General features: G+C 70.8%; 23 protein-coding genes, 1 tRNA gene and 3 pseudogenes. 13 read left to right on the forward strand and 14 right to left on the reverse strand.

All coding sequences use genetic code 11. The features are described from left to right. Window position 1: 1 nt before the first annotated feature. The 3 genes from Q2K21_RS35195 to Q2K21_RS35205 all read right to left on the reverse strand — a co-directional run bounded on the left by Q2K21_RS35195 (window position 2) and on the right by Q2K21_RS35205 (window position 2774). On the reverse strand, window positions 2–913 hold the full coding sequence (locus Q2K21_RS35195) for a bifunctional MaoC family dehydratase N-terminal/OB-fold nucleic acid binding domain-containing protein (RefSeq protein WP_310780280.1): 912 nt from the start codon (window positions 911–913) through the stop codon (window positions 2–4). After that, window positions 910–2208 (reverse strand): acyl-CoA dehydrogenase family protein, encoded by a 1299-nt coding sequence (locus Q2K21_RS35200; RefSeq protein ID WP_310780282.1) that lies wholly within the window; start codon window positions 2206–2208, stop codon window positions 910–912. The genes Q2K21_RS35195 and Q2K21_RS35200 overlap by 4 nt, the downstream gene beginning before the upstream one ends. Before the next feature lie 254 nt (window positions 2209–2462). Further along, a complete protein-coding gene (locus Q2K21_RS35205) occupies window positions 2463–2774 on the reverse strand; it encodes a hypothetical protein (RefSeq protein ID WP_310780284.1) in 312 nt (103 codons plus the stop codon). A 274-nt stretch (window positions 2775–3048) separates the two neighbouring features. Between Q2K21_RS35205 and Q2K21_RS35210 the strand changes: the two genes are divergently transcribed. Further along, the gene (locus tag Q2K21_RS35210; protein WP_310780287.1) at window positions 3049–3918 is read left to right on the forward strand and encodes a bifunctional DNA primase/polymerase; all 870 of its coding nucleotides are present in this window, start codon (window positions 3049–3051) and stop codon (window positions 3916–3918) included. A gap of 285 nt (window positions 3919–4203) precedes the next feature. On the opposite strand, the pseudogene Q2K21_RS35215 reads toward Q2K21_RS35210, so the two are convergent. The 3 genes and pseudogenes from Q2K21_RS35215 to Q2K21_RS35225 all read right to left on the reverse strand — a co-directional run. Further along, window positions 4204–4329, reverse strand: a pseudogene (locus Q2K21_RS35215) (tyrosine-type recombinase/integrase); the annotation flags it as partial. Window positions 4330–4343: 14 nt separating this feature from the next. Further along, window positions 4344–4916, reverse strand: a complete 573-nt coding sequence (locus Q2K21_RS35220; RefSeq protein ID WP_310780289.1) for a GNAT family N-acetyltransferase — start codon at window positions 4914–4916, stop codon at window positions 4344–4346. A 179-nt stretch (window positions 4917–5095) separates the two neighbouring features. Then, a complete protein-coding gene (locus Q2K21_RS35225) occupies window positions 5096–5482 on the reverse strand; it encodes a DUF4267 domain-containing protein (protein WP_310780291.1) in 387 nt (128 codons plus the stop codon). Between the two features lie 113 nt (window positions 5483–5595). Here Q2K21_RS35225 and Q2K21_RS35230 point away from each other — a divergent pair. Beyond that, window positions 5596–5993: pseudogene (locus tag Q2K21_RS35230) on the forward strand (TetR/AcrR family transcriptional regulator); the annotation flags it as partial. Continuing rightward, window positions 5989–6220, forward strand: a pseudogene (locus Q2K21_RS35235) (UTRA domain-containing protein); the annotation flags it as partial. The pseudogenes Q2K21_RS35230 and Q2K21_RS35235, both read left to right, overlap by 5 nt. A 207-nt stretch (window positions 6221–6427) precedes the next feature. Here the strand turns inward: Q2K21_RS35235 and Q2K21_RS35240 are convergent. From Q2K21_RS35240 to Q2K21_RS35250, 3 genes are all read right to left on the reverse strand, one after another. Further along, window positions 6428–6512 (reverse strand) — tRNA-Ser (locus Q2K21_RS35240). Window positions 6513–6995: 483 nt separating this feature from the next. Then, window positions 6996–7502 (reverse strand): hypothetical protein, encoded by a 507-nt coding sequence (locus Q2K21_RS35245; RefSeq protein ID WP_310780293.1) that lies wholly within the window; start codon window positions 7500–7502, stop codon window positions 6996–6998. A gap of 271 nt (window positions 7503–7773) precedes the next feature. Next, a complete protein-coding gene (locus Q2K21_RS35250) occupies window positions 7774–9255 on the reverse strand; it encodes a S1C family serine protease (protein ID WP_310780294.1) in 1482 nt (493 codons plus the stop codon). Window positions 9256–9534: 279 nt separating this feature from the next. Here Q2K21_RS35250 and Q2K21_RS35255 point away from each other — a divergent pair, with 279 nt between their 5' ends. The 3 genes from Q2K21_RS35255 (at window position 9535) to Q2K21_RS35265 (ending at window position 12392) form a co-directional block, all read left to right on the forward strand. Next, window positions 9535–10344, forward strand: coding sequence for a glycerophosphodiester phosphodiesterase (locus tag Q2K21_RS35255; protein WP_310780296.1), 810 nt, complete (start codon window positions 9535–9537; stop codon window positions 10342–10344). A gap of 105 nt (window positions 10345–10449) precedes the next feature. Then, window positions 10450–11079 (forward strand): ATP-binding protein, encoded by a 630-nt coding sequence (locus Q2K21_RS35260; RefSeq protein WP_310780298.1) that lies wholly within the window; start codon window positions 10450–10452, stop codon window positions 11077–11079. A 347-nt stretch (window positions 11080–11426) separates the two neighbouring features. Beyond that, window positions 11427–12392 (forward strand): DUF5926 family protein, encoded by a 966-nt coding sequence (locus tag Q2K21_RS35265; RefSeq protein ID WP_310780300.1) that lies wholly within the window; start codon window positions 11427–11429, stop codon window positions 12390–12392. Window positions 12393–12648: 256 nt separating this feature from the next. Here Q2K21_RS35265 and Q2K21_RS35270 read toward each other — a convergent pair whose 3' ends face one another. Then, window positions 12649–13149, reverse strand: a complete 501-nt coding sequence (locus Q2K21_RS35270; RefSeq protein WP_310780301.1) for a hypothetical protein — start codon at window positions 13147–13149, stop codon at window positions 12649–12651. Between the two features lie 154 nt (window positions 13150–13303). Continuing rightward, complete coding sequence (locus Q2K21_RS35275) at window positions 13304–13969, reverse strand: bifunctional DNA primase/polymerase (protein ID WP_310780303.1); 666 nt, start codon at window positions 13967–13969, stop codon at window positions 13304–13306. 623 nt (window positions 13970–14592) lie between these two features. On the opposite strand from Q2K21_RS35275, the gene Q2K21_RS35280 reads away from it, so the two are divergent. Continuing rightward, a complete protein-coding gene (locus tag Q2K21_RS35280; RefSeq protein WP_310780305.1) occupies window positions 14593–15969 on the forward strand; it encodes a PP2C family protein-serine/threonine phosphatase in 1377 nt (458 codons plus the stop codon). Window positions 15970–16068: 99 nt separating this feature from the next. Further along, entirely contained in the window at window positions 16069–17529 is a 1461-nt protein-coding gene (locus tag Q2K21_RS35285) for an aminopeptidase P family protein (protein WP_310780307.1), read from the forward strand. Window positions 17530–17850: 321 nt separating this feature from the next. Here the strand turns inward: Q2K21_RS35285 and Q2K21_RS35290 are convergent, their stop codons facing one another. From Q2K21_RS35290 to Q2K21_RS35300, 3 genes are all read right to left on the reverse strand, one after another. Then, window positions 17851–18723 carry a triphosphoribosyl-dephospho-CoA synthase gene (locus Q2K21_RS35290; RefSeq protein ID WP_310780309.1) on the reverse strand — a complete coding sequence of 291 codons (873 nt, stop codon included), beginning with the start codon at window positions 18721–18723 and terminating at the stop codon, window positions 17851–17853. Window positions 18724–18732: 9 nt separating this feature from the next. Beyond that, window positions 18733–19728: an intradiol ring-cleavage dioxygenase gene (locus Q2K21_RS35295; RefSeq protein ID WP_310780311.1), complete on the reverse strand. Its 996-nt coding sequence runs from the start codon at window positions 19726–19728 to the stop codon at window positions 18733–18735. A 214-nt stretch (window positions 19729–19942) separates the two neighbouring features. Next, a complete protein-coding gene (locus tag Q2K21_RS35300; protein ID WP_310780313.1) occupies window positions 19943–20398 on the reverse strand; it encodes an ATP-binding protein in 456 nt (151 codons plus the stop codon). 243 nt (window positions 20399–20641) lie between these two features. Between Q2K21_RS35300 and Q2K21_RS35305 the strand changes: the two genes are divergently transcribed. The 5 genes from Q2K21_RS35305 (at window position 20642) to Q2K21_RS35325 (ending at window position 26082) form a co-directional block, all read left to right on the forward strand. Continuing rightward, window positions 20642–21472, forward strand: a complete 831-nt coding sequence (locus Q2K21_RS35305) for a hypothetical protein (protein ID WP_310780315.1) — start codon at window positions 20642–20644, stop codon at window positions 21470–21472. A gap of 176 nt (window positions 21473–21648) precedes the next feature. Continuing rightward, window positions 21649–22377 (forward strand): YcnI family copper-binding membrane protein, encoded by a 729-nt coding sequence (locus tag Q2K21_RS35310; RefSeq protein WP_310781396.1) that lies wholly within the window; start codon window positions 21649–21651, stop codon window positions 22375–22377. A gap of 120 nt (window positions 22378–22497) precedes the next feature. Further along, complete coding sequence (locus Q2K21_RS35315; RefSeq protein ID WP_310780317.1) at window positions 22498–23172, forward strand: SCO family protein; 675 nt, start codon at window positions 22498–22500, stop codon at window positions 23170–23172. A 29-nt stretch (window positions 23173–23201) separates the two neighbouring features. After that, on the forward strand, window positions 23202–23630 hold the full coding sequence (locus Q2K21_RS35320) for a copper chaperone PCu(A)C (protein WP_310781397.1): 429 nt from the start codon (window positions 23202–23204) through the stop codon (window positions 23628–23630). Window positions 23631–23685: 55 nt separating this feature from the next. Then, a complete protein-coding gene (locus Q2K21_RS35325) occupies window positions 23686–26082 on the forward strand; it encodes a copper resistance CopC/CopD family protein (protein WP_310781398.1) in 2397 nt (798 codons plus the stop codon). Window positions 26083–26089 lie beyond the last annotated feature (7 nt).

Consider the following 26089-nt stretch of genomic DNA (forward strand, 5'->3'; position numbering starts at 1 on the left):
GTCAGCCCCCGTCCCCGTCCTGGGCACGGAACACCGGAAGCTCCAGCTCCTCGTCGTACCGTGCGAATTCGAGGCGTACGGGCATCCCGATGCGCACCTTGTCGTACGGCACCCCGGTCACGTTGCTGACGATCCGCACGCCCTCCGCCAGTTCGATCAGGCCGACCGCGTAGGGAGGGTCGAACGCGGGGAAGGGCGGGTGGTGCATGACGACGTACGAGTGGACCGTCCCCTCGCCGCTCGCCTCGACCGTGTCCCACTCCGGGCAGCCGCACGCGTTGCACCCCGGGAGCCAGGGGAAGCGCAGGGTGCCGCAGTCGGCGCACCGCTGGATGAGCAACTGATGCCGGCCCACGCCCTCCCAGAACCCGGCGTTGTCCCGGTTGATCACCGGCCGGGGCCTTCTGGCGCCGGGCTTCCTGCGCGCGGGCGCGTACTTGAGGATCCGGAACCGATGGGTCCCCACCGGCTCGCCGCCCACGCGTACGTCCATGCGCGTCGTCACGAAATACCCCGTGCCGAGCTTCGTCCGCTTCCGGTCCGACACCGACTCGATGACCGCGTCGAACATGACCTCGTCCCCGGGCCGCAGCGGGCGCAGGTACTCCTGCTCGCAGTCGGTGGCGACGACCGAGGTGCAGCCGGCCTCGTCGAGCAGTCCGAGCAGCTCGTCGTACGCCTCCGTGCGTCCCGAATGGCCGGAGAGGCCGCCCATCGTCCACGCCTGGAGCATGGTGGGCGGGGCGATCGCGTCGGGGCCGGTGTACGCCGGGCTCGTGTCACCCATCGCCTCGCACCAGTGCCGGATCATCGGCGCGTTGACCGGGTCCTTGCCGACGCCCGCGACCGCGGCCGGCCGCCCCTCGTACGCCTTCAGCCGCGCCGTGAACTCCTCCTCGCCCCCGCCACTCATCGCCGCCCCCTCCGCATCCCGAGCCGCATCGTCGCGACGATCTCCCGCTGCACCTCGCTCACCCCGCCCCCGAACGTGTTGATCTGCGCCGCCCTGTTCAGCCGCTCCAGCTCGCCGTCCCCGAACGCCCCCGGCGAACCGGCGCGGACCAGCGCCTGGGCTCCCACGATCTCCTGACACATGCGATACGTCGCGACAGTCGATTCCGTTCCCGCGAACTTCACCCCGCTCGCGTCGCCGGGGGCCAGTCGACCGGCCCCCACATCCCCCACCAAACGCCAGCTGAGCAGGCGGTTCGCCGCCAGCCGGGCATGCACCTCGGCCAGCCGGAAACGCACCCACGGCTCGTCAATGCGGCGCCGACCCGTCACCGGATCGGGGGTACGCGCCGCCTCCAGCGCGGCCGCGTGGAAATCCTCGGCCTGCATGCCGAGCGCGGCGAGCGCGACCCGTTCGTGGTTGAGCTGGCTGGTGATGAGCCGCCAGCCGCCGTTCTCCTCGCCGACGAGGTGCGCGGCCGGGACACGCACCCCGTCGTAGTAGGTGGCCGTCGTGGTCAGCCCGCCCACGGTCTCGATCGGCGTCCAGGAGAACCCGGGGGCGTCCGTGGGGACGAGGAGGATCGAGATGCCCTCGTGCTTGGGCGCGTCCGGATCGGTACGGCAGGCGAGCCAGATCCAGTCGGCGTGCTGGGCGTTGGAGGTGAAGATCTTCTGGCCGTCGATCAACCAGCACTCGCCGCCGGGACCGCCACGCCCCTCGTCGCGGCCCTCCGCATCGCTCCCCACGCCTCCGCCCGCGCGCCCCTCCGAACCGCTCTCCGCGCCCTCGCCCGCGCCACCCTCCGCGTCCTCGCCCGCGCCGCTCTCCCCGGCCACCCGGACGGCCCGGGTCCGCAGGGAGGCCAGGTCCGTACCGGCCGACGGCTCGCTGTAGCCGATCGCGAAGACCTCTTCCCCGCTGAGGATCCGCGGCAGGAAGTAGGCCTTCTGCTCCTCGCTCCCGTACGCCATCAGCGTCGGACCGACGGTGTTCAGCGTGACCATCGACACCGGGGCGCCCGCGCGGTACGCCTCGTCGAAGAACACGAACTGTTCGTCCGCCCCACGTCCTTGGCCGCCGTACGCGACGGGCCAGCCGAGGCCGAGCAGCCCGTCGGCGCCGATGCGACGCAGCAGGTCCCGGCGGCGGGCGCCGTCGTCCGCGGGCGGCGGTCCGTCGGGCATCAGGTCCCTGAAGTACGTACGGAGTTCGGCGCGCAGCCGCTGCTGGCGCTCGGTGGGGGCGAGGTGCACGGCGGGGCCTCCCGGACCTCGTACCGACAAGGGTTCTCGCACGATCTCGCACGACGGGCAGTTTCTGACTGTCCGTCAGATGATGTCGGCTGTCAAGGTCGCCGCGATCCCGCGCAGCCGGACCGCACGCGCGCGTGGACAGCGGAAAACGTCCGCGCGGCGGCACCGAAGTACCGCCGCGCGGACGTGTTGCGCCCCTTGAAAGCACACCCGACACGAGAGTCCGGGCCGATGACGGCGCATCGGCCCGTCACTCACCACAGCTTGGTGAATTTGATGGCCACGTTCTCGTTCCCCTGGTTGATGGCCGTGAACGCGGAACCGTTCACCTGCGCCGTGTTGCTCTGGTTCGAGGCGCCGGAGCCGACCGCCTGCTGCTGCGTGGTGGATGAGTTGCCGTAGTTGTCGAGCCCCACCCCACTGCCGGAGATGCTCGCCGCTGCCGCGTTCGATCCGTCGTCCGCGAAGGCGCCGTTGTCCGCCGAGGCGACGCCCGTGAAGAGCGCGGCGGCGAGTGGCAGGGCCGCGACGGCGGCGAGAACGCGGGCGGTACGGATGCTTGCCATGTGTTTCCTCCAGAACCACGTACGTACCGACTCTGTCGCCGGGACGGACGTGAAGTACGGCTTGTTGCAAGGCAGTTGGCCGACCGCCTCGGACGGTTGCACGACGTCGCGACTTCAGAGTTGCCCACCGAATCCCCTACGAACCATCCCGGATGGCGCGATTCGCCCTCAAGCGTGAGGAAAAGTCGATAAACCCTTTTCACGGCGCTTTCGCATACCCCGCCGAGCATCGCCCCTCTTCCTTTTTTCGAACATGCGTACGAACATGGGATGCATGGCCACCACCGATCGGCAGGCCACCACCCTGGCCCTGGCCCACGCCCTGTCCGCCGCGGAACGAGGACTGGCGGTGATCCCGCTGTCCCGGACGAAGCTCCCGGCCCTGCGCTCCCCCCACCGCGACGACCCCGACCCCACGCCCTGCCACGGCGAGTGCGGCCGCTTCGGCCACGGCGTCTACGACGCCTCGTCCGACCCGGCACGCATCCGTGAGCTGTTCGCCGCCGCGCCCTGGTCCACCGGCTACGGCATCGCCTGCGGGCTGCCCCCGCACCATCTGATCGGCGTCGACCTCGACACCAAGTCCGGTACGGACTCCTCGGCCGCCCTGCGCGAGCTGGCCCTGCGGCACCTGTTCACCATCCCCGAGACCGTCGTCGTACTGACCCCGAGCGGCGGCCGCCACCTGTGGCTGAGCGGCCCGCCGGACGTCGTCGTGCCCAACTCGGCCGGCCGCCTCGCCCCCGGCATCGACATCCGGGGCGCCGGGGGCTACCTGGTCGGGCCCGGCTCATGGACCGACCACGGCGTCTACGGCACCGCCCCCGGCACCGCGCACCTGGCCCCCGCCCCCTGCCCGCCCGCCTTGCTCCGCCTGCTGCTCCCGCCGCCGCGCCCACCCCACCCGGCGACACACCCTTCGGTCGGCGACCGCGGCCAAGGCCTGGTCCAATTCGTTCTCGCCGCCCACAAGGGCCAACGCAACACCCGCCTGTTCTGGGCAGCCTGCCGCGCCTACGAAAAAGGCATCGGCTCCGCCCTCGTCGCCCCCTTGATCGACGCGGCCCTCAACACCGGCCTCACCGAACGTGAGGCACGCGCGACGATCGCGTCGGCGGCACGGATGACGGGGAAGCGCCCCTGAGGACGGATACGCCGGAGCCGGAGACGTGCACATCCGGCAGCGTGATCATTTTCTGGGCCCGACGAAACGGCCCCCGACCATATGACCTGGTCAGGGGCCGCGTAGCGGGCACGGCGACGGTGACGACGGCTCTGCGGGGTGCTCGTACCCGTCTGACCTGCGGCGGAGCCGAGAGACCGGCCGTCCGGCGAGAGATCTTGAAAACCGTCGTGGTGCGAGCCACCGTGGGTTCGAATCCCACACCCACCGCGTAGGTGAACCGGTGCGCGGCGGTCATCATGCCGTACTCTCCAGGTGCCGGCCGAGGCGCTTCGCGAGGGACGGGCCGACACGAAGGAGCCGCTTCTGATGCGACTTCGGAGTGTCGAAGACCAAGGCCCCGTTGGCTTCGGCCAAGTTCTCGCCGGACAAGGGTGGTGGGCAGTTCAGGCCCCCGAGGCCGCTGACGGCCTGGTGGATGCGCCCACGACACCGTAGGCACGATCGCCAATGGTGAACTCTCCCAGAGTGGTCATACCGAAGCCGTCGACGTGGACTCTCCAAGACGCCTGGTTGGCCAGTTCGATGAAGGCAACCATCACATCGGCCCGTCCTGAGGCTGCCCGGAGAGCCGCCGTGAACAACCCGCGAGCCACTCCCCTCCCACGGTATGCGGCGGCGACCACCACAGGCCCATAGAACAGCCAAGGCGTTGCACGGAGCGGCTGCCCTTGCCACCGCAGTGAATCCTGCGCATCCAGCAGCGCCTTGGCCGGTGGCGGTGGACTGGGCATATTTTCCTGGGAGGCCAACCCGAGCAGGCCGGCCAAGCGCCCGTCATCGTCCGCGACGAGAAGACTCCCCTGCTCGGCCATCGAACGCAGGATGTCGGCATCGAGGCCGCCCTGCACAAAGCCCTGTTCGGCCCGCTCCTGCTCCGTGAGCGCGTCATAGTGATTGGCCGCGAAAAGTTCAGCCATAGCCGGGGCATCAGCCGCAGCGGCATATCGGTAGTCCATGGCACCAGCCCTGTCGTCTACCACTGAGCGGACTATTAATCACAAATGTGGCTACTCAAGCGAATAGCCCCCACAAGAGCCCCTCAATGCCGACGACGTACTCGCCCCGGCGTACTGCGACGTCGTCCGTGGGCAACGAGGGATTCGGCGCAGCGGGGGAGGACCATCGGTGGCCGCGGTCAAGACAGCAGCAGCACGGCGCCGGCGGCGGCCATGACCGCGGTGGTGCTGCCGTGGATGCCGTAGTACGCCTTGGCGGGTCCGCCGCTGAGCTTCGTGATGAGCGTGTCACCGAGCGTTACCGCGGAGCCGGCCAGCATCATCCAGCCCTGTAGGCGGGTGCCGCCGCCGATCAGCGCGATCAGCAGGAAGAGACCGTAGCCGATGTCGCGGACGGCGAGGACGGACAGCCAGGCGCGGAAGGTGGGGTCGTCGGTGCGGGTACCGGGGATGCCGAAGTCTGCTGCGGCCTGCGGGGCCCACAGCAAGCGGGCGCCGATGACGATGATCCCGACGGCGATCGCCCAGGTGATGACGGTGGCGGCAGTGGTGGCAGCGGTAGGCATGACGGGTGCTCTCCTCCCCTCGCGGCGCCGACCCCCTGTCGAGCGCCGCTCGATCTTCTAGTCATGCTAGACATAGCATTGCCCTGATGTCTAGCAATGCTAGAAGCCCTCTCATGTCGATCACCCGGAATCGCCGCGAGCGGGAGCGCGCCCAGCGCCACCGCCTGATCCTCGCCGTGGCGCGCGAGTTGGCCGAGGCCGAGGGCTGGGAGGCGGTCACCACCCGCCGCCTCGCCGAGCGCGTGGAGTACAGCCAGCCCGTGCTCTACAGCCACTTCAAGGGCAAGGACGCGATTGTCACGGCCGCCGCCGAGGAGGGCTTCGCCGAGCTGGCCGAGCTGCTGCGCCATGCGCGGACCGCCGCCCGAGGGCGCGAGCCGGAGAGCGGCCTGCGCGCCGGGTGCGGGTCTATTTGCGCTTCGCCGTCGAACACCCGGCCCTCTACCAGGCGATGTTCGTGATGCCCACGCAGCTGAAGTTCGCCGGCGAGGAGACCCCCGCGGCGCCCCGAGGGAGGACTGCACGCGGAGGCGGGTGTCGTGAACCGGGCCGCGATCGGTGTCACCGTCAGCCACGCCGTTGAGCAGCCGAAGCCGAGGCAGGCGACCGCCGAGGAGGCGTCGCTTCTGGGCATCCAGAAAGAAGGCCGCACTCATCACGCACATCCGCCGGACGTACTACAGCGACCAGGGACGGCCCGTCGAGACGGCGGACATCGTGGTGCCCGCCGCTCACTGAGAGATCGTCTACGAGATTCCGATCAACCAGTAGCGAACGACGCCCACCCCGCCGAGTGGATCGCGCAAAGCGTCGGTCGCCCCGTGCCCCGGACGTGCCCCTGCCGTGCCCGGTCGGGTGGGAAACCACGGGGAACCACGGTGACGAGCGGGCACCGCGCAGCACAACGGCCCCTGACCGTTTCTGGTCAGGGGCCGTTCAAATGCGCGGTGGGTGTGGGATTTGAACCCACGGTGGCTCGCGCCACGACGGTTTTCAAGACCGTTCCCTTAGGCCGCTCGGGCAACCCACCTGAGCCCCGTCCCACCTGGGGCGGAGCGGCTACAGCCTACCGGCCTCCGGCCTCGCGCGGGGGCCGTGGTCCCCACGGGGTCCACTGGCTCCGTTCCGGGGCACTTCCCGACCTGCGGCACTGGCCGCGTTGTCCGCCTGGGCGCCGTCGGACATGCCCGACAGCAGCCGGTGCCGAGTGCCGTCGCCACGGCGGCCGTCAATGGGACGGTCATGATCGGTCGTTTTCGGTGCTTGCGCGTCGTCAACTCATCCCGAAGGGTTTTTGACGATGGCCCCGTGGCATGGGGCAGCGTCGGGGTGCGACGGAGCGGTGCCGGCGGTCGGGGCAGGCAGGAGCCAGGAGTTCGGGGTCGGCTGCTGAGGAGAGGGCACCGGATGCGGGCGGTCGCCGAAGCTGGTGAAGGCGTCGCCCCGGCTCATGTGGCCGTGGGCTGCGGGAAACCGGTCCGCCGCCGGTCAGGACAGGCGGCGGACTCGCGGGTCACACGGTCTGCCTGCGTCCCCGGAGGAAGACGAACACGGTGAGGACGGCAGCGAGAGCGAACATGGCGCTCGCTCCCAGCCACTGCATCCCGGCCATCTGCTTGATCGGCAGGTAGTCCAACGCCCAGCCGACGACATGCTTGGACTCAAGGCAGGCGGCCTGCTTCGCCCCGTAGCAGGTATCAATGTTCAGGCGCCCACCGGAAGCGGTGAGAAAGTCAGGGGTGCCGCCGCCCAGCGGGCTGGCTCCCGCGGGCAGTGTCGGCCATTCGACGTCAGCCCCGGCGCCCTTGTGCGTGGTCGCCGTCATGACGTGCCCGAGGTGATGCTGGGCCTGGCTCCACCCGTACTTGACGGCGACGGAGGCGCCCAGGGTCACCGTCATCGAGACCAGGGTGCGGCGCAGGACCATGCCGAGCGCCGTACCCAACGCGAACGTCAGCAGGGCGAGCGCCACCGGCACGATGCCCGTGGTGTCGAAGAACACGTCGCGCCAGTCCACCATTATGCTCCGGCCCTTGACCCGCAGAAGGGGGTGCCTCTCAGCAAGAGGCACCCCCTTCTGACCTGCACGTCTGTGGCCTGCGGCGGCGTTGGGACTCGAACCCGCGAGGACGCTTTGACGTCCTCACGTTTTCAAGACCGTTCCCTTAGGCCGCTCGGGCAACCCACCCCGCGCCCACCGTGATCGGCGGCGCGGGACAAGAGTCACGGGTTCGCACACGCGCGCGTGGGTCAGCGCGGATCATGCGTCCCGGCCCGCCCGCCCCGGGGGGTCAGCTGTCGCCGAGGCGGGAGCCCAGGGTGAGTTCGACCGTATGGGACTTGCCGTTGCGTTCGTAGGTGATGGTGACCTTGTCGCCGGGCTTGTGGGTCCAGATTTCGCCGATCAGGGTCGGGCCGCTGTCGATCACCCTGTCGTCCAGCTTGGTGATCACGTCACCCGGCTTGAGGCCCGCCTCGTCCGCGGGACCGCCCGACTCGACCGCGGCGGAGCCGCCGGCGCCCTGGTCGGTGATCTTCGCCCCGCCGGTGCTGTCCTCCAGCGAGACCGAGGCACCGATCTTCGCGTAGACCGGCTTGCCCGTCTTGATCAGCTGCTTGGCGACGTACTCGGCCTGGTTGATCGGGATCGCGAAGCCCAGACCGATCGAGCCGGACTGGCCGCTGCCGCCCAGACCGCTGCTGCCCGTGGACTGGATCGCCGAGTTGATGCCGATGACCGCGCCCGTGGAATCCAGGAGGGGGCCGCCGGAGTTGCCCGGGTTGATCGAGGCGTCCGTCTGCAGGGCGCTCATGTACGAGGCCTTGCTGCTGGAGCTGCCGTCGCTGGAGGCCACCGGACGGTTCTTGGCGCTGATGATGCCCGTGGTCACCGTGTTCGAGAGACCGAAGGGGGCGCCGATCGCGATGGTCCCGTCGCCGACCGCCACCTTGTCGGAGTCGCCGAGGGCGAGGGGCTTGAGGTCGCTCGGGGCGTTCTTGAGCTTGATGACGGCGACGTCGTAGCCCTGCGCGTGACCGATGATCTCGGCGTCGTACTTCTTGCCGTTGGGGAACGTCGCCGTGAGCTTGCCGCCGTTGACCGCGTCCGCCACCACGTGGTTGTTGGTGACGATGTGGCCCTGCTTGTCGAAGACGAAGCCCGTGCCGGTGCCGCCCTGGCCGTTGGTGCTCTCGGCCTCGATGGTGACCGTGCTCGGCAGCGCCTTGGCGGCCACACCGGCGACGGTGCCGGAGGCGCGCTTGACGTCGCCACCGCTGGTGGCGGCGGAGACGGTCGTCGAGCCGCTGGAGTCGTCGTTCTTGGCCAGTTGGTATCCGATGCCGCCGCCGACGCCGCCCGCGACCAGCGCGGCGACGAGGATCCCGGCGACCAGGCCGCCACGGCGGTTCTTCGGCTTCGGGGCGGGCGCCTGGTACGCGGCGCCCCAGGCGCCTCCCGCGCCGCCGCCCGCGTACGCGGGGGTGACCGGCGGAGGCGGCGGCCAGTCCGCCTCGGCGGCCGAGAAGGCCCCGGGCTGCTCCGGGGGCACGGACGGGAGCGGGGCGGTCGGCGCGCTCTCCGGATGCGGGGCGCCCGTCGTGGACGGCACGCCCTGCGCGGGCGGAGTGCTCCCCGCGGCCGGACCAGGGTGCCCCGCGTACGGCGCGTGCCCTTCGGCGGCCGCACCCGGAGCGGAAGCGGGAGCGTCCACCGGCACAGGAGGTGCAGACGGGGCCGGGGGTACCGCAGTGCCCTCGTTCTCGGTGCTCACAGCTCTTCTCCTCGTTCCACGGCTGTTCTTCTGGGTCGCACTCGGCCGCATTCGCTCACCCTGCGCGGCGCCGGGCGCGTTTCAGCTGTGCATGTCCTTTTGTACGTCGTCAAGCTTTTCCCACGGGGCGTCAGAGCACCATAAGCGGTGGCTGTGGGTCCGGGCCGATCCTTTATATCGGACGATTCCGAACAAAAATCTGCATTCCCGACACCTCGCCGACGCCCTCGCGTCGCCCTCCGATCCCACACGCCCCCGTGACGGTGGCACGATGACGCGGTGACCCACGCACGACAGCACCTGGTCCAGGTGGTCGCCCACCGCGGAGCCTCGGAAGAGGCTCCCGAGCACACCCTGGCCGCGTACAAGAAGGCGATCGAGGACGGTGCAGACGCCCTCGAGTGCGACGTCCGGCTGACCGCGGACGGGCATCTCGTCTGCGTCCACGACCGACGCGTCAACCGTACGTCCAACGGCCGCGGCGCGGTCTCCGCCCTGGAGCTCGCCGACCTCGCCGCCCTGGACTTCGGCTCCTGGAAGAGCCGCGACGAGGAGCCCGACTGGGAGCACCGGCCGCAGGACCCCGAGGACACCTCTGTCCTCACCCTGGAGCGCCTGCTGGAACTGGTCGCCGACGCCGGGCGCCCGATCGACCTGGCCATCGAGACGAAGCACCCGACGCGCTGGGCGGGGCAGGTCGAGGAGCGGCTGCTGGTTCTGCTGAAGCGATTCGGCTTGGACGCCCCGCAGTCCCCGGACGAGTCGCCGGTACGGATCATGAGCTTCTCGGCACGCTCGCTGCACCGTGTGCGGGCCGCCTCTCCCATGTTGCCCACGGTCTACCTCCTGCAGTTCCTCTCGCCCCGGCTGCGCGACGGACGACTGCCCGCGGGTGTCCGGATCGCAGGCCCTTCGATGCGGATCGTGCGCAGTCACCCCGCGTACATCCAGCGCCTGAAGCAGGCCGGCCACCAGGTGCACGTATGGACCGTGAACGAGCCCGAGGACGTCGATCTCTGCGTCGAGCTGGGCGTCGACGCCATCATCACCAACCGACCGCGCGCGGTCCTGCACCGGCTCGGGCGCTGAGCAGCACACCCCCTGTGCCCCGTATCCCTCCCCACAAGGGTTGAAATCCAGCCACACGACTGCGGGAGTGCACCGGCGCGTTCGATGCACATTCGATCGTGACGAGTGCGTCACCACACGTGCGGTGGCCGGTTTCCAGTCCAGCCCAATGGGGCATTCACACCGTGGCGTGGGGCGAAGGAGGTCTCGGGGGTGGCGTTGGTGGTGGCACAGGAGGTGCCCACGTCGTCGAGCATGGCCGTACCCCATGGTCCTGCGGGCGTGGGGGAGGCGAGACACCGGATGCGCGATCAGCTGCGTACCGGTGGCGTGTCGGAATCGGTCATCGACGATGCCGTACTGATCCTTTCGGAACTGCTCAGCAATGCGTGTCGCCATGGCAGACCGCTCGGCGACAGCCTGGCAGGGGACGGAGACGTGCGCGCCGCATGGCGCTTCGATACCTCCGGACGGCTCACGGTCGAGGTGACGGACGGCGGCGGCCCGACCCGTCCGGTTCCCGCGACCCCTTCGGTCACCGCGCACGGCGGTCGCGGGCTGAACATCATCACGGCGCTGGCCAAGGACTGGGGTGTCCGGGACGACGCCCACGGCGAGGTCACGGTCTGGGTCGTCGTGCAGGACGACGCCGACTCCGCGCACCGTCGGGACGACTTCGCTACGCGCGTCACGGCACCCTCCGTGTCGGAGATGCCCGACCTGGACTTCACGGACGCGTTCGACGACCTGGACTGAGAGGGTCCGTACGAGGACCTGGGCGCAGACGGTCCGTACCGGGGCTCCGGACTCAGACGGTCCGTACGGAGGATCCGGACTCAGACGGTCCGTACCGAGGATCTCGGACCAGGACAACCCCGGAACGCCCCGACCGGAATCGAGACAGCCGGCGGCGCGCCCGTACAGACGCTCCCGGCCAGGGCCGGGGAGGGGTCGGGACGACCGCTCGGGGGCCGACGTCCGGCCCGAACAAAGCACCGTTTCAGGGACGACTCGGTGCGTTGTCCACAAGATCCCGTCGGCAGTCGTGCGAGCGGCTAGGCTCGCGCCCGTACGAAACGAGCCGTAACCGGGAGACACCCACGATGGCCAAGAAGCGACCCCAGACCAAGGCCAAGCGCCCGCAGCTCAGCGACGCTGACATCCCGGTCGTCGGCGCCCGTGAGCCCTGCCCCTGCGGCAGCGGCCGCCGCTACAAGGCCTGTCACGGCCGGGCCGCCGCACACGCGGTGACCGAGCTGGTGCAGCGCCCGTTCGAGGGGCTTCCCGGCGAGTGCGACTGGGTGGCGCTGCGCGAGCTGGTGCCGGCCGCGACCGCCGAGCTGAAGCTCAAGGACGACCTCCCCGAGGGCGTGCCGTCGGTCACGCTCGCCACGGTCCTGCCGATGGCGTGGCCGGCGCTGCGCCGCGACGACGGCTCGGTCCTGCTCGGCCTGCAGAACGACACGGCGTCGGGCGATATCAGCCGCGACCTCGCGGACACCCTCCAGCGCGCTCTCACCGCCGAACCCGGCACTCCGGTACAGGGCCGCCGCGCGCCCGCCGACGGCCCGCGGCTGCAGGAGCTGCTGGACCCCGAAGGCGTCTTCGAGCCGGTCGTGCACAGCGGCTTCGAGTTCTGGGTCCCGGACGCGGAGAACACGACGCCGGAGGTGGCCGCCTCCCTGGAGCGGGCCAACGCCGCCGCCATCCCCACCGTGAAGCTCCAGGGCGTGGACGCGGCCTACTGGTGCGAGACCCCCGAGAAGAACCATCTGCGGTGGGTCATGCCGCACCCCGAGGAGCAGCTTCTGGACGCTCTCGCGCGGCTGCACGCGGCAGGCCAGTCTGGCCTCGGCGAGGGCACGCGCCTGGTCGGCTCCTTCCGCGCGCACGGACTCACGGTGCCCGTCTGGGACCTGCCGAGCGAGATGAGCGCGGAGGATGTCGAGAAGCCGGCGGCCGAGTTCGGCGAGCGCCTCGCGGCCGCCCTGGGGTCGGACGCGCCACTCACCGCGGAGGAGCGGCGGGCGCGCGGCGGTCTGACCAACCGACAGGTGACACTCAGCTGATCCACGTCCTTCGCCGGACCGACCGGTCGGTGGTCCAGGACTCTCCCGGTAGGTGACTCCTGTCACAACTCACGGTGGGGCCAGGTAAATCTGTGTCCGAATAGCCGAGATCGAATTTGCGAACAGCCGATCTCTTGTTACCGTTCCAGTAGCCCGGTTGCTGGTGCATCCCCCGTCGCCAGCAATCGGGCCTTTCCATGTACACGTGCGTATACGACGCGGCGCACCGCATCAACTGCCCTGCGCGGCAGACGAGTTAGTACCCGATCGGCTCGTCGGCGTCACTTCCGGAGCGCAGCATCAGCGATCCGCTCCCGTCGCCCCGGGCGAACTCCGCGACCGCCGAGTACGCCCCCGCGCTTCCCGCCACGCGCTGCCGCGGCGTCTCACACGTTTCCGGGTCGTCCCCGGCGCCCACGGCACAGTGCATCTCCACGCCGCGTCCGCCGGGCCCCATGAAGCTCAGGTCGGAACTCAATTCCTGGCCGGTGGCATTGCGGTAGTAGGTCCGCGCCCAGGTGTCCCGCCCCTGCGTGAGAACGCAGGTCTGCGCCTCGAGGCCGTCGGGTGAGGAGAGTTCCGGGCCGCAGCGGGCGGCGGTGGCGCGGCCGAACCCCAGCACCGCGGAGCGGGAGGAGACCGGCCGCTTCGCGTCATCCTGCACCGACTTGTGGATCACGACCGGGTCGGCTTCGCCCACCGGCCCGGCGGACGCCATGGCGAGCGGCAGGGCGGCCACGACCGCCACCAGACCCATGAGTGCGAGCAGACGGCCGCTACGAGGGTCGGACCACCCGCGGACCGGCGAGTCTTCCCCATGCTCCCGGTTCCCCTGCCCCACAGGACGAATCAGCATGAGGGCGAAGATATCGGCCGATCACGGGCGCCCGGTTCGCCGCGCGCCCGACACCCTAGAACTCGGGTGCGCTCACACCCGTACGAGTGAGGGCCTCAACAACCGCGTCCACGACGGCCTCCACATCGGGCACCCAGGGCGAGGCGGAGCCGGGCAACGGCGCCCGCTCCCAGCGGATCTCCCCGTGGCCGGTCTCGGACGGGGGGAGGGCCAGATAGCCGCCCTCGCCGTGGAAGCGCAGCGACCCGGGGACGAAGTCCTTGGCGTAGAGCAACTCACCCAGCTGCTCCATGGAGTACGGCGCCACGAGGATGGCCCAGCGGTGCGGTGCCGCCACAACCGGGCCGAGGCGCATGCCCGTACGGTCGAGCGCGGCGAGGGCGCGCGAAGCCGCGAGGGCGGGCAGGCTCACCGCGCAGGGCGCCGTGCCCCCGGTGGCCAGCACGATCGGCGCGGCCGGCCGGTTGGTCCACCACCAGCGCACCATGCGCTCGTCGGTGGTGGCCGCGAGCAGCCCGGGGTCGAAGGGGTGCGCGCCGGGCACCGTGCACTCCGGGTCGGGGCATCCGCAGCGGGCCCGCCCCTGCGGGTCCGGCGCCACACCCGGGAGAACCGGCCACTGCCATTCGGTCGCGAAGGTCAGGGCCGCGCTGATCAACTCAGGCCTCCCGTCGTTCCGCCCGGACAGGAGCCTGCGTCGCCTTCCGAGGATCTCGCGCATGAGCGCTCGTTCCTTTCCGTTGCACGCCTGGCAACACCGAGGGCCACATCACACCATGTGTCGATCACTTAACTGTGCGTACCTACTGGCGCATCACACCCCTGTCTTGGACAAGGGGAACCCCTATGGGCCGAGCGTTGGCTGCGTCCGCGTCCATACTGCGCCCATCACAAGCATGGGCATGGCGCGGGGTGGCGGCGCCTGGCGATTTGCCGTCCCGCTCTTACTCGCCGCCTCCACCACGGGAGGATGGGGCTCGATCGTCGGTGGTTAAGACGCCCGGGTCCGGCGCCAGGTTCCGGGCGGCTCCCAACCACCCCTGGCCTTCACCGAGTACGTACCCATCACGACCGCTGTGACGCTCTGTCGAGCAAGGCCAGTCGACCGCAATAGGGCGATACCCGAGGCTGTTTTGAGCCAACTTTGCTTTTCCACAAGAGAGTAGGAATGCCACACGGACACCAGGAATCCCAGCAGGACAATGCTGGACATCCCCTCACGAGTGCGTGTACATGTGGAGACACTGCTAGCGGCGCAGAATGACATGGGGGTTTTGCGATGCTATTGAGCAATACGCGCCGGTCCGAAAGCCGGACGCCATGAACGCCGCTCACCCTCCGAAAGTGGCTGGAATCGATTCAACGGTTCCCGCGCCCGCACACACTGTCGCGCCGACGTCCACCGACACGGGTGCCCCTTCGGCCACCTCAGCCACCCCCGTCGGCCCGGGAGCCCTCCTCCAGGACCGGCTCGCCAGCTGGGTATCCGATCTCACGACCCTCCACGAACTCACCGAACGCCTGGCCCGCACGGGCTCACTCACCGAAGCACTCCAGGAACTGCTGCGCGCCGGAGCCGCCCTCGTGGGCGCCCGGCGCGGTCTCGTCGTACTGGAACCGCACGACGGCCTCGGCCCCGACACCACGATCGGCCTGGGCCTGGCCCGCGCCGACCTCGGGCACATCGAGACCGTGCCGCGCAGCTCCATGTCGTACGGCAGGATCCTCGAAGGACTGCCGGGCGGCGAGCGTGAGATCGCCCAGCCCGACCTGTTCTCCGAGGACGGGCTCGATCCCCGCCACCGCGAGGTGGCCGCCCGGCTCGGCTACGCCGCGAGCTACGCACTCCCCCTGTCCACCGACGCCGCGGGCCGCCTCGGCGCCGCCGTGTGGCTCTACGACGAACCGGCCGAACCGGGCGAGCGCCGGCGCCATCTCGCCGGCCTGTACGCGCGCTACGCGACCGAGCACCTTGCACGGCTGGTCGAAATGGAGCGCACGCGCGCGTGCATGACGACGATCGCCGAGGAGCTGCTCCCCTCCCGGCTGCCCCGGGTCGCGGGCGTCCAGCTCGCGGCGCGACGCCGCACCGGTCCGCGCGGGGGCGGCGACTGGTACGACGCGCTGCCCCTGCCCGACGCGGCGCTCGGCCTCGCGGTCGGGTCGGTGACCGGGTCGGGGCCCAGCGCGGTCGCCGCGATGGGCCGGCTGCGGGCCTCCCTGCGCGCATACGCCGTGATGGAGGGCGAGGACCCGGTCGCCGTCCTGTCCGACCTGGAGCTGTTGCTGAGGCTCACCGAGCCCGCCCGTTCGGCCACCGCTCTGTTCGCCTACTGCGAGCCCACGCTGCGCAAGCTCACGCTCGCCGGGGCCGGGCACAGCCCGCCGCTGGTGATCGGCCCGCGGCGCACCGAGTTCGTGGAGACCTCACTGTCGGCGCCCCTCGGGATGCTGGCCTGCTGGGAGGCGCCCAGCATCGAAGTGACCACGGAGCCCGGCGAGACCGTGTTGCTCTACACCGACGGGCTGCTGCACCGCACCGGTGACCCCATGGACCGCGCCTTCGCCCGGCTGCACGCGGTGGCCGCGAGCGTGCCACGGCCGGTGCGCACCGACCCGGGAGCGGTCGCCGACCACATTCTTCGGAGCATGCTGCCGGACGGCCTCGACCAGGCGGAGAGCACGGAGGACGTGGTGCTGCTGGCAGCCCGCTTCGAGTGAGGGCACGGCCGCCTTCGGTAACAGGTCCTCCGGCCCTGGGCCCCTTCCGTACGACCGTACGATGGAGGAGGCCCAGCGCCGTACCAAGGAGGAAAAGCCGTGGCGGAGGAACTCTCGGAGACCCCGGAGACCACCGAAGAAGAAGAGGCGATCAAGCAGCGCAAGAACGGCCTGTACCCGGGCGTGTCCGACGAGCTGGCCGAGAACATGAAGTCCGGCTGGGCCGACACCGAACTGCGCGACCTGCAGCCGATCGCCCAGGCCGCCGAGACCGCCGCCCGCCGCGCCGCGCTCTCCGCGCGCTTCCCGGGCGAGCGTCTGGTGATCCCCGCGGGCAACCTGAAGACCCGCTCGAACGACACCGAGTACCCCTTCCGCGCCTCCGTCGAGTACGCGTACCTCACCGGCAACCAGACCGAGGACGGTGTCCTGGTCCTGGAGCCGAACGCGGACGGCCACAAGGCGACGATCTACCTGCTGCCCCGCTCCAACCGTGAGGACGGCGAGTTCTGGCTCTCCGGCCAGGGCGAGCTGTGGGTCGGCCGCCGCCACTCGCTCGCCGAGGCGGAGCAGCTGTACGGCATCCCGGCCTCGGACGTGCGCAAGCTGCCGGAGCAGCTGAAGGAGGCCACCGGCCCGGTCCGCGTCGTACGCGGCTACGACGCCGGCATCGAGGCCGCGCTGCACGACAAGGTGACCGCCGAGCGGGACGAGGAACTGCGCGTCTTCCTCTCCGAGGCGCGTCTGATCAAGGACGAGTTCGAGATCGGCGAGCTGCAGAAGGCCGTCGACTCGACCGCGCGCGGCTTCGAGGACGTGGTGAAGGTCCTCGACAAGGCCGAGGCGACGTCCGAGCGCTACATCGAGGGAACGTTCTTCCTCCGCGCGCGCGTGGAGGGCAACGACGTCGGCTACGGCTCCATCTGCGCGGCGGGCCCGCACGCGTGCACGCTGCACTGGGTGCGCAACGACGGCCAGGTCCGCTCCGGCGACCTGCTGCTGCTGGACGCGGGCGTGGAGACGCACACGTACTACACCGCCGACGTCACCCGCACGCTGCCGATCGACGGCACGTTCAGCGAGATCCAGAAGAAGATCTACGACGCGGTGTACGAGGCCCAGGAGGCCGGCATCGCGGCGGTGAAGCCGGGCGCCAAGTACCGCGACTTCCACGACGCCGCACAGCGCGTGCTCGCCGAGAAGCTGGTCGAGTGGGGCCTGGTCGAGGGCCCGGTGGAGCGCGTTCTGGAGCTGGGTCTGCAGCGCCGCTGGACCCTGCACGGCACGGGCCACATGCTCGGCATGGACGTCCACGACTGCGCGGCCGCGCGCACGGAGACGTACGTCGACAGCACGCTGGAGCCGGGCATGGTTCTCACGGTGGAGCCGGGCCTGTACTTCCAGGCGGACGATCTGACCGTCCCCGTGGAGTACCGCGGCATCGGCGTCCGCATCGAGGACGACATCCTGGTCACGGAGGACGGCAACCGGAACCTGAGCGCTGCGCTGCCTCGGCGGTCGGACGAGGTCGAGGCGTGGATGGCTTCGCTGAAGGGCTGACGTGAGACTGATGGCCGGGCACTGAGGTGCCCGGCCATTCGTCTGCCGGTGGTCGGTGGCCGGTCGCGCCCACGCGGCGGAGCCGCATGGTGTCGCTGTCCCGCGCCTCTCAGGACTCCTCGCCGAGTGCCGTCCGACGGCACGGTGAGGGTGCGGGCACCCTGGTCGAGGGTGCGGGCACCCGGGTCGCGTCGCTGCCCTCAGCGGCAACCGCGAGTGGCGACGGTGCTCCACGCGCGCGTGCGCCGCGTTTCGCCCTGCGGACCGGTCGACCTGCGCCCGGCAGCCGGGACCGTCGACGCGTTCCCGGCGACGGCCTGACTACGGGTGCTGCATGCGGGAGTTCGACGACCGGTCCCGGGCTCCCGAACTCACCGGCACCGGCACCGGCAGGGAGTCCACGAACAGCGCGCCCGCGAGCAACGCCCCACTCCCCCGCGGGCTCCAGCCACGGTCCTGGAGGTCGGCGTCCAGCTCGGCCAGGGCCCGGCGCCCGGCCTCCGACGCCGTCCCGCCGGCCTCCAGCACGCCGCGTGCCCCGGCCTGCACCTGGCGCAGGCCGAGCGGACCAGCCGTGTGCAGCAACTCCGTGTCCTGCAGCGTGGACATGACGGTCAGCAGCGCGTCGAGCCGGGCCTGCGGCTCCGGTGTCCCGGCGGAGCGTGCCGCGCCGAGCGCGTCCAACGCCCGGCGTACGTGAGGCAAGCCGGCGCGCGCTTCTCCTCGCGCGCCGGCCGCCCCGTACTTGGCCGAGACCGACGACCCCCGGGAGGGCCGCCGCGGCACCCCGCGGTCCTGGTACGCCGCGATCCGCTTGGCGGCGGCCGCGACCTCGGCGCCCTTGGCCGCGGGCTCCAGCGCGACCCCCGCGACCAGCAGACCGAGTACCCACAGAGCGCCGCGGTGGCCCCCGCCGGCGAGCCCGACGGAGTGCTCGGTGGACCGTCCGATCGCGCCTAGTTCGGCGCGGAGTTCCGGCGTCGCCGCGCCGGTGCGGCGGGCGGCCGCCGCCATCGCCGCGAGGCCGGGCTCCAACGCCTTGGCCGACCAGCGCAGGGCGCGGTGGTCCCGCCGGGTGGCACGGGCACCGAGATCGCGCGGGTCGGGCAGGCCGGGCTTGGGGGCCAGTTCCAGCTGCCGGATCAGCGCGGCCACGGCGGCCTGCGCCAGCGCGTCGTCCTCGCGGCTGCTCATCGGGCGGCCTTACGAGGACGCCGAGGAGGACGCCGACGCCGACGGGGCCGGGCTGTCACTCGGGGCGCCGCTCGGGGGCGTACCCGTCGGGGCCCCGCTCGGCGGCGGACCCGTCGGGGCGTCGCTGGGCGCACCGCTCGGGGGCGTGCCCCCACCGCCGCTGCCCGCGCCGGTGTTCTCGGCGTCGGGGTCGATGCCGAGCGTGATGAAGCCCTTGTAGCCCTTGGACGGGTCGCTCTTGTGGACGGGCTTGAGCGTCAGCAGACCGCTGGAGGCGCCGCCGCCGCCGTAGACCATGTCGTCGTCGAGCTCGGTGTAGGTGCCGCTGTGCTTCGAGTACGGCTCCAGGGCGAAGATCTGCTCGGCGATGTCGTCGTCGAAGAAGAACTGGCCGGTGTAGTTGACCTTGCCGCCCTCGTAGGTGCCGTCCTCCTTCTCACCGCCGGTGTGCACCTTGACGTGGATGTGGCAGGTGCGCGGGGTGTACCAGCCGGGGAAGATCGTCTCGAACTTGACGACCCCGTTGGCGTTGGCGATCTGGTAACCGCGCAGGTACGTCTGGTCGTTGGCGGTCGAGCCGTCCTCGCTCTCGGCGGGCGCGGAGCCGCCGGGGTTGGCGGTGGTGTAGCCGGAGTAGTAGCCCCAGGCGTCGCAGTGCCAGATCTCGACGGCCGCGCCGGCGACCGGGTTGCAGGACTCGGTGGTGTCCTGGACGGTGATCCGCAGGGTGAGCGGGACACCGCTCTTGCCCTCGGTGATGTCCTTCCGCACGAGGGCGCCGTCCAGGTAGTACGGCCCCTCGGTGACGCTCGACATCAGCACGCACTGCCCGCCGCTGGTCGACGTGGCCGTGGCGGACGCGGCCTCGGCGTCGGTGGTGGTGGTCTCGTCGGCGAACGCGGCCTGGTATCCGGCGACCGCGAGCCCGCCGGCCGCGACGGTTCCGCCGGTCACCGCGAGGGCGCGGCGCCGGGTGATCGAGGTGTCTCTGTGGGTTCCAGTCATGAACCGGAAGCTAGGGACGCCGCCCGTCAACGACGTGGGGCAGGGCTGTGGAGGGCCTGAGAATTCTGAGAAACCTGAACTCCTGACGCCACGCCCGGCCGATGCCCGGCCACCAACCGAAGCCGCACCCCGGCCGATGTCCGGCCAACAACTGACGCCGCACCGCGGCCGATGCGCGGCCACCAACGGCCACCCGAGGTCGCTGCTCCGCCGACTACACGGCCACCAGCGGGGCGTCCTTCCGCCATTTCAGGATCTTGTCGAAGCTCACCACCGTCCCGCCCCGGCCCGGCTTGTTGCCGATGTGGACGTGGTCGGCGAGTTCCTGGATGAGGCAGAGGCCCCGGCCGTGCTCGGCGTCGAGGCGGGGCGGGCGGACCGCGGTGGGGGGTCTGCCGGAGGGGAAACCCGGGCCCGAGTCGGCGACTTCGATGCGGCACTTTTCGCCGTCGAGGTATGCCGTGACCCGGTACGCCTCGGACGTACCACCGTGCGCGTCGTCTCCGCCGTGCTCGACCGCGTTGGCACACGCCTCGCTGAGGGCGACGGAGAGGTCGTAGGAAACGTCCGGGTCGACGCCCGCGGTCTCCATTGTGCCCAGCAGGAGCCGTCGGGCGAGCGGCACGCTCGCAGCTTCGCGCCGCAGATGGAGTGACCACCAGATGCTCATGCTCCAGCCTCCTGGCCGCGGCTCGACATACCGTTACGTATTGCCACGAGCACCGGGGGGCAATCACCCGATCGACGAGATCCCGCCCATACGGCGGATGCGCCAGGACCTCAGATCGGTGTATGCGCAGGCCGTCATCACCAGAACATGATCTTCCGGTTCAGTCCTCCGATTACCGCACGTATGTCACCTTGCGGACCTGCCGCACGGGGCGGGCAAGAGCAGTGGGATGATGAGCGCGCCATGAGTGCCCCCCACCAGCGCGCGGCGCGCACCGGAGGCGATCTCCGGATTCTGAGGGCCGCGGTGTTCGCCGCGGTCTGCGTCGTGCTGGCCGCAGCGGGGCATGCGCTCGCCTCCTGCGCCACGATTCCGCTGTGGACGCTGGGCGCCGGTTTCCTCGGCGTGTTCGCCCTCGCCGCCGCGCTCGCCGGGCGCGAGCGCTCCCTGCCGGGCATCACCGCGGTCCTCACGGTGGGCCAGACCGTGCTGCACACGCTGTTCGGGCTCGGGCAGCACGGCGGGGCCGCGTCGATGGCGTCGATGACGTCGAACGGGATGTCCTCGGCCGACGCCACGCTCGTGGCGCGGGCCGCGCACCTTCTGTGCGGCACCACCGCGGCGGCGATCTCCCCCGTACAGGCCCAGAAAATCCTCGCCGATGCACGGCTCGTCACGGGTACGGACATGGCCGCCATGCACGACCCGGCGGACGCCCTGTCGACCACGGCCGGTTCATGGTGGTCGGTCCTGCCGTCCGTGTCCATGCTGCTCGGTCACCTCCTCGCGGCCGTCGCCGCCGGTTGGGTCCTGCGGCGCGGGGACATGGCGCTGCTGCGGCTCATGCGGCTGTCGGCGCACGGGGTCGCGGAGGGGGCGCTCGTACGGTCCCTTCGCTCGTCGTTGGCTCTCGTACGCGCCCTGCTGTCCGGGCTCCCGGAGGCGCCCGAGACGGGGCCGCGCCCCCCGCGCGCCTGGTTCCTCGTGCCGCCGAGGCCGCGGACGACCGCGCTGCAGCACACGGTGATCCGGCGCGGACCGCCGCCCTCCACTTCTCTCGTCCTCGCTGCCTGACGCGACGCAGCACTCCACTCGTCCTTGTGGAGGGGCGCCGTCGTGCGGCACGCGCGCGTGCCCGTGGAGTGCCACGCCGTGGTCACCCCTGCGCACGCGCACCTCTCTTCATCAACGGACTCACTCGAAGTGGAGTGCTCTCTGCCATGTCTGCCATGAAGGCCATCAAGGGTTCCCTGAAGGCTTCCCGCGTCGCCGCCGCCGGTGCCGCCGCCGCATCGGCCGTCCTCGTCCTGTCCGCGCCCGCCTTCGCGCACGTGAGCGTGCAGCCAGAGGGCGAGGCCGCCAAGGGCGGGTACGCGACGGTGAACTTCAAGGTCCCGAACGAGCGCGACAACGCCTCGACCACCAAGCTCGAGGTCAGCTTCCCGGCCGAGCACCCGCTCGCCTCGGTGATGCCGCAGCTGGTCGACGGCTGGAAGACGCAGGTCACCAAGTCCAAGCTGGCCAAGCCGCTCACGCTGCACGGCGAGCAGATCGACGAAGCCGTCACCAAGGTCACCTGGACCGCCACCGGCAAGGGCATCGAGCCGGGCTACTTCCAGAAGTTCCCGCTCTCGATCGGCCAGCTCCCCGAGGACGCCGACCAACTCGTCTTCAAGGCCCTGCAGACGTACTCCAACAAGGAGGTCGTCCGCTGGATCGAAGCGCAGAAGGAAGGTCAGGAGGAGCCCGAGAACCCGGCCCCGGTGCTGGAGCTGACCGCCGCCTCCTCCGACGGTCACCACGGCTCCACGGCCGAGGACGCCTCCGCCACGTCGGCCGCCAAGGACACCGTGGCCGAGACGCCCGCCGACACCAGTGACACCACCGCCCGTGTCCTCGGCGTCGTGGGCATCGTCGTCGGCGCGGCAGGGGTGGCCTACGGCGTTCTGGCAGGCCGTCGGCGCACCACCGACGCCTGAGGTCCGACTCCCCTCCGGACCCGCGCCGGGGTCGTACGCATCGGTTCGTACACCATCGCCGTGACGCATCGCGTACGACCCCGGCGCGGACCGGAACTCTCACATCTGGGACATTTCTCTATGCGCAAGAAAAAGACACTCGCCGCGGCCGCCCTCCTCGCCGCCGCGACGTTCACCCTCTCCGCCTGTGGGTCCGACGACAGCGGTGACCAGCCGGTCGCCGTGGTCTCCGCCGAGGCCGGATCGGACAGGGCCGCGACCGTTCTCGACCAGCCGTTCGAGAAGCCGGACCTCGTCCTCACCGACACCCACGGCGAGAAGTACGACCTCCGCGCGCAGACCAAGGGCAAGCCGACGCTGATCTATTTCGGCTACACCCACTGCCCCGACGTCTGCCCGCTGACGATGAACAACCTCGCCGTCGCCAAGAAGGAGGTGGAGAAGAACAAGCAACTGACCCAGGCGCAGAAGGACTCGCTGCGGATCGTGTTCGTCACCACCGATCCGGAGCGCGACACCTCCTCCGCGCTCGGCAAGTGGCTCAAGGGCATCGACCCCGATGTCGTGGGCCTGACCGGCGACTTCGCCACCATCCAGGCCGGTGCCCGCACCCTCGGCATCTCCATCGAGGCGCCGAGGAAAGAGAAGGACGGCAAGATCGTCTCCGCCCATGGCACCCAGGTCATCGCGTTCTCGCCGAAGACCGACGGGGGTTACCTGCTCTACAACCAGGAAGCCACCGTGGACGACTACACCAAGGACCTCCCCAAGATCATCAAGGGGGAGAACCCGTGAACCACCGACTCGGTTGCCCCGCCGTGGTGATGGCCGCGGGACTGCTGCTGGCGGGCTGCGGCGGCTCCGGCGGCTCGTCCTCGGCCAAGCCGGAGCTGAAGGTCACCGGTGCCTACATGCCCGCGCCCGTCACGAGCGACATGGCGGCCGGATTCTTCACGGTCACCAACTCCGGCGGATCCGACACCCTCACCTCCGTCACCAGCGGCCTCACCGCCGACGTCACACTGCACTCGACCAAGGACGGCGAGATGACGGAGGAGAAGTCGTTCCCCGTGCCCGCGGACGGCACGCTCGACTTCGCCAGCGGCGGCAACCATCTCATGTTCGGAAAGCTCACCCACCAGCCGAAGCAGGGCGAGAAGGTGTCCGTGCAGTTGCACTTTGCCAAGTCCGGAACGGTCACGGTCGAGATGCCGGTCAAGTCGCCGACGTACAACCCGAAGACCGGCCACTGAGGGAGGCATCACCGTGACTCAGGCCATCGCTCCCGACGGGCACGTCCGGGGGAACATCCGTACGGCGACCCGGCACAGGGTCCGGAGCCGGGCGGTCCGCGCGCTGCTCGCGCTGCTGCTCGCTGTCGCGGGCGCGCTGTTCGGCGGGGCCGCGCCCGCCTCCGCGCACGCCGCGCTGACCGGCAGCGACCCCGCGCAGGGAGTGGTGGTCGACAAGGCGCCCACCCAGGTCACGCTCACCTTCTCCGAGAAAGTGGCGCTCTCCGACGACTCGCTGCGCGTCCTCGATCCCAAGGGGCAGCGCGTCGACACGGGCAAGGCGTTCAACCTGAGCGGAACGATGTACGGCGTGAAGGTGCACGCGGGGCTGCCCGACGGCACCTACACCGTCACCTACCAGGTGGTGTCCGCGGACAGCCACCCTGTCTCCGGCGCCTTCACCTTCTCCGTCGGCGCCCCGTCCACGACCACCGTCTCGGTCTCCGACCAGACGGCCGGCGGCGGGGTCGTCGGCGGGCTCTACGGGTTCGCGCGGTACGTCTCGTACGCCGGGTTCATCGTCCTGATCGGTGGCGCGGCCTTCGTGCTGGCCTGCTGGCAGCGTGGTGCCGGCGTGCGGGCGGTGCAGCGCCTCGTGGTCTCCGGGTGGCTGGCGCTCACCTCGGCGACGCTCGCGCTGCTGCTCCTGCGCGGCTCCTACACCGGCTCCGGGAAGGTCGCCGACATCTTCGACCTGTCCCTGATCGGGCAGGTGCTGCAGACCAAGGCGGGGGCGGCACTGGTGTCCCGGCTGCTGCTGCTCGCGGCGGGGGCGCTGTTCATCGCGGTGCTCTTCGGGGCGTATGTGAAGCGGGAGGCGGAGGCGGCTGCCGACGCCGTCGGCGGGGCATTCGGCGCGGACGGCGAAACCGCCGGCCCGGACGGTGGGGCCGTCGGCGCCGTCGGCGGGGCACTCACGTCCGCCGGCTCCGGTGGGAAGGAAAGCGCGTCCGGTGGCTCAGGGGGCGAGAAGGGCGCGTCGTCCGGTGACTCCGGGGACGAGGAGGCCGCCTACCGGGCCGCCGAGAAGCGGGACCTGACCTTCGGACTGGCCATCGGCGGGACCGTCGTCGCAGCGGGGCTCGCGGCGACCTGGGCCATGGCCGAACACGCCTCGACCGGCATCCAGACCGGGATCGCCATGCCGGTCGACGTCCTGCACCTCCTGGCGGTCGCCATCTGGCTGGGCGGGCTCGCGACGCTGTTCGTCGCCCTGTACCGAGCGCCGTCGATCGAGGCGGCGGCGGTACGGCGCTTCTCGCGCGTCGCTTTCGGGAGCGTCGTGACGCTGGCCGCGACCGGGGTCTACCAGTCCTGGCGCCAGCTCGGCTCCTGGTCGGCGCTGACCGGGACGTCGTACGGACAACTGCTGCTCGTGAAGGTCGGCCTGGTCGCCGTGCTCGTCGGCATCGCCTGGATCTCGCGGCGCTGGACGGCGCGGTTGGCGGACGCACCGGCCATGGCCGTGGCGGCACGGCACACGGAGGAACAGGAGCGGGCGACCGTCGCGACGCAGGCGTCGACCAAGGGTGGCGTGTCCACGGGGAGCGGTGTCTCCACGGAAAGCGGCGTCTCCACGAAGAGCGGCGTCCCCACGGAAAGCGGCGTCTCCACGGAAAGCGGCGTCTCCACGAAGAGCGGCGTCTCCGCGGAAAGCGGCGTCTCCACGAAGAGCGGCGTCTCCACGAAGAGCGGCGTCCCCGCGAAGAGCGGCGTCTCCACGGAAAGCGGCATGTCCGCGAAGAGCGGCGGCACCGGTTCGGCCTCCGGCACGAGTGAGGGCGCGGGGGATTCCGGCGAGGGCAAGGACTCCGGGAGCGGGACTTCCGGCGCGTCCGGGCGCCCCGAGCGTGCCACCCAGCTGGCCAGGCAGCAGGCCGCCATGGCCGCGGCGAGGGCCAAGCAGGTCCGGGACGCCGACCCCGTCCGTTCGGGACTGCGCCGCACCGTGCTCGCCGAGGCGTGCGTCGCCATCGTGCTGCTGGCCGTCACCACCGCGCTGACGAGCACCGAGCCGGGGCGCACGGAGGAGGCTGCCAAGGCGGCCACCGCCTCGGCGTCGCAACGCTCCGGCCCCCTGTCGGTGAAGATCCCCTTCGACACGGGAGGCCAGGACGGCAAGGGCACCGTGCAGGTCACCCTCGACCCGGCCCGCGTGGGCGCCAACGAGATGCACGTGTACGTGGTGCGACCGAATGGCAAAGCCTTCGACGTCCCCGAGGTGAAGGTCGCCTTCACGCTCAAGGCGAAGGGCATCGGCCCGTTGCCCGTCGCGCCCGACCGCATCGCCACCGGGCACTGGGCGGCGAGTGGCGTGCAGCTCCCCATGGCGGGCGACTGGGAGATCGCGGTGACCGTGCGGACGTCCGACATCGACCAAGTGACCGTGAACAAGAACGCGAAGATCGGCTGAACCACAC

Source organism: Streptomyces sp. CGMCC 4.7035, assembly GCF_031583065.1.
Lineage (GTDB): Bacteria > Actinomycetota > Actinomycetes > Streptomycetales > Streptomycetaceae > Streptomyces > Streptomyces yaanensis.

Bases quoted from the DNA above. Each gene is read 5' to 3' on its own strand.
- Q2K21_RS35300 (WP_310780313.1), bottom strand. From the start codon at position 20,398: ATGAGCATCTGGTGGTCACTCCATCTGCGGCGCGAAGCTGCGAGCGTG.
- Q2K21_RS35225 (WP_310780291.1), bottom strand. From the start codon at position 5,482: ATGCCTACCGCTGCCACCACTGCCGCCACCGTCATCACCTGGGCGATC.
- Q2K21_RS35245 (WP_310780293.1), bottom strand. From the start codon at position 7,502: ATGGTGGACTGGCGCGACGTGTTCTTCGACACCACGGGCATCGTGCCG.
- Q2K21_RS35295 (WP_310780311.1), bottom strand. From the start codon at position 19,728: ATGACTGGAACCCACAGAGACACCTCGATCACCCGGCGCCGCGCCCTC.
- Q2K21_RS35315 (WP_310780317.1), top strand. From the start codon at position 22,498: ATGCGCAAGAAAAAGACACTCGCCGCGGCCGCCCTCCTCGCCGCCGCG.
- Q2K21_RS35205 (WP_310780284.1), bottom strand. From the start codon at position 2,774: ATGGCAAGCATCCGTACCGCCCGCGTTCTCGCCGCCGTCGCGGCCCTG.
- Q2K21_RS35290 (WP_310780309.1), bottom strand. From the start codon at position 18,723: ATGAGCAGCCGCGAGGACGACGCGCTGGCGCAGGCCGCCGTGGCCGCG.
- Q2K21_RS35270 (WP_310780301.1), bottom strand. From the start codon at position 13,149: ATGGGTCTGGTGGCGGTCGTGGCCGCCCTGCCGCTCGCCATGGCGTCC.
- Q2K21_RS35195 (WP_310780280.1), bottom strand. From the start codon at position 913: ATGAGTGGCGGGGGCGAGGAGGAGTTCACGGCGCGGCTGAAGGCGTAC.
- Q2K21_RS35275 (WP_310780303.1), bottom strand. From the start codon at position 13,969: ATGCGCGAGATCCTCGGAAGGCGACGCAGGCTCCTGTCCGGGCGGAAC.
- Q2K21_RS35305 (WP_310780315.1), top strand. From the start codon at position 20,642: ATGAGTGCCCCCCACCAGCGCGCGGCGCGCACCGGAGGCGATCTCCGG.
- Q2K21_RS35220 (WP_310780289.1), bottom strand. From the start codon at position 4,916: ATGGACTACCGATATGCCGCTGCGGCTGATGCCCCGGCTATGGCTGAA.
- Q2K21_RS35265 (WP_310780300.1), top strand. From the start codon at position 11,427: ATGGCCAAGAAGCGACCCCAGACCAAGGCCAAGCGCCCGCAGCTCAGC.
- Q2K21_RS35320 (WP_310781397.1), top strand. From the start codon at position 23,202: ATGGCCGCGGGACTGCTGCTGGCGGGCTGCGGCGGCTCCGGCGGCTCG.
- Q2K21_RS35210 (WP_310780287.1), top strand. From the start codon at position 3,049: ATGGCCACCACCGATCGGCAGGCCACCACCCTGGCCCTGGCCCACGCC.